Raw genomic sequence first — 1,668 nt, forward strand, 5'->3', positions numbered from 1 at the left:
ATACTAATATCTGTAACATCTGTATTTTACAAAATATATCTAACAATTTGGGATATTAATTCAACAGTCTTTTTAATTTAATTGCTGCAGCAACCTCTTGGATTTTTATCAAAATCCAATAGTTTTGCTTCATATCTGCTATAAATGATAATTTGACTTAATGAAATCTAGTTTGAGCTATTTTTTTAAAAAATTGGTCACATTTTGATTTTATGGTTCTAAGCCCATCAAGAATTGATTAGAAAATATTTCTTCTGCCTTATCTTTTAACTTTTTTCCCCAGCTTCTATCACTATATTTGTCAGGCGATACAAGTTCTATTATCTTTTCATTTGTAATATCTAAATTATTAGCTTCAGCATAATCTAATAAGTCTTTAACTTGAAATATTTTATATGTATCTATTCGTGTTTTTACTTTTGCAATAGTTAAATTTACTTGTTTATTGTCCTTTTTAACTTCATTTAACCAATTCAAAAAATCAGTTTGAATTTTCGATTTAGGGTAGTTTGTATTAACTACTAAATTAACATCACCTTTTATACTCGAATTATCTTGTTTATTTATGTTTTTTTTAGATTTTGTATATTTGTATTCAAAATCACTGTTTATATTATAAAACTCAAAATCTCTTAATTTTTTATGCATATATCTTTGAGTGTTTTTACAAAAAAAATATTCATAAGCTCTTTTAAAAAATTCTTCTTTAAATTCATGTCCCATATTATCAATTTCAATAAATAAATCTTCTAAATTTCTATAAGAAATACTAGACGAATTTAAATGAGCAAACCCTCCTTTCTTATATATATCTGATAGTAGATTAGCTAACTCCTTATCTGTTTTATCTGTATATAAAAAGGGGTTTTTAATAACTAAATTACCTCTTTTAGATAAGCATCTTCTAAAATGCTCTATTGTCATATCCAAAGATTTAGGATACTTAACCATATCAAACCATTTAAGTATTGCCAAAATACTTGGGCTGTATTCTTTCGGGCGTTAGCTACCCTAGACAATAAAAGTCCTAAAGTATCTAACATTCTAAAGGGTTTTTAGTATTTAGTAAAAGGTCTGCGGGACTTGAACTAGGTGTCTTAAAGTATTGATAAATATAGGTTTGTAAAAATAAAAATTATCTCAATGTACGCCACAATGTACACTGGTGACTAAAAAGGGGTATGGTTTTGGTATTTTTATAATTGCTGCAGCAACAAAACATCATCATATATTGTGATACTTGATATCTTAATATTCTAAGTCTATTCTTAAATTAACTAATTAAGCACTTTCTAGGTAGGCCAACCGAAAGACATTACCCAAGTGTTTGTAAGTGCTTAATCTATTGGGAACACTGTGGGAGGTGTGTTATTAATGACTGAAGAACAAATTATTTTAAGTAAAAGTTATATTTCTATATATGAATTTAGAAAGTTGATACCAACATTTGATACTTATCTTGATGACTATATTTTTGAACAAGCTGAAAATGGATTAAGATTTTTTATAAAACCTCTTGATTGCCAAGATATAAGACCTAATGGTCATGAAATAAACCTTGTTAAACATAAAGATATTATTCTTATATCTGAAAAAGACTGTTGAATTAATATCCCAAATTGTTAGATATATTTTGTAAAATACAGATGTTACAGATATTAGTATTTT

General features: G+C 26.2%; 2 protein-coding genes. One reads left to right on the top strand and one right to left on the bottom strand.

Going from position 1 to position 1,668, the window contains the following annotated elements; genetic code table 11:
* Positions 1–210: 210 nt before the first annotated feature.
* On the bottom strand, positions 211–975 hold the full coding sequence (locus tag R8535_RS10820) for a hypothetical protein (protein ID WP_329499159.1): 765 nt from the start codon (positions 973–975) through the stop codon (positions 211–213).
* A 399-nt stretch (positions 976–1,374) separates the two neighbouring features.
* On the opposite strand from R8535_RS10820, the gene R8535_RS10825 reads away from it, so the two are divergent.
* Positions 1,375–1,605 carry a hypothetical protein gene (locus tag R8535_RS10825; RefSeq protein ID WP_329499161.1) on the top strand — a complete coding sequence of 77 codons (231 nt, stop codon included), beginning with the start codon at positions 1,375–1,377 and terminating at the stop codon, positions 1,603–1,605.
* The last annotated feature ends 63 nt before the right edge of the window (positions 1,606–1,668 follow it).

This window comes from Francisella sp. 19S2-4, assembly GCF_036281795.1.
GTDB lineage: Bacteria > Pseudomonadota > Gammaproteobacteria > Francisellales > Francisellaceae > Francisella.

Coding starts and splice junctions, on each gene's coding strand:
- R8535_RS10825 (WP_329499161.1), top strand. CDS start 1,375: ATGACTGAAGAACAAATTATTTTAAGTAAAAGTTATATTTCTATATAT.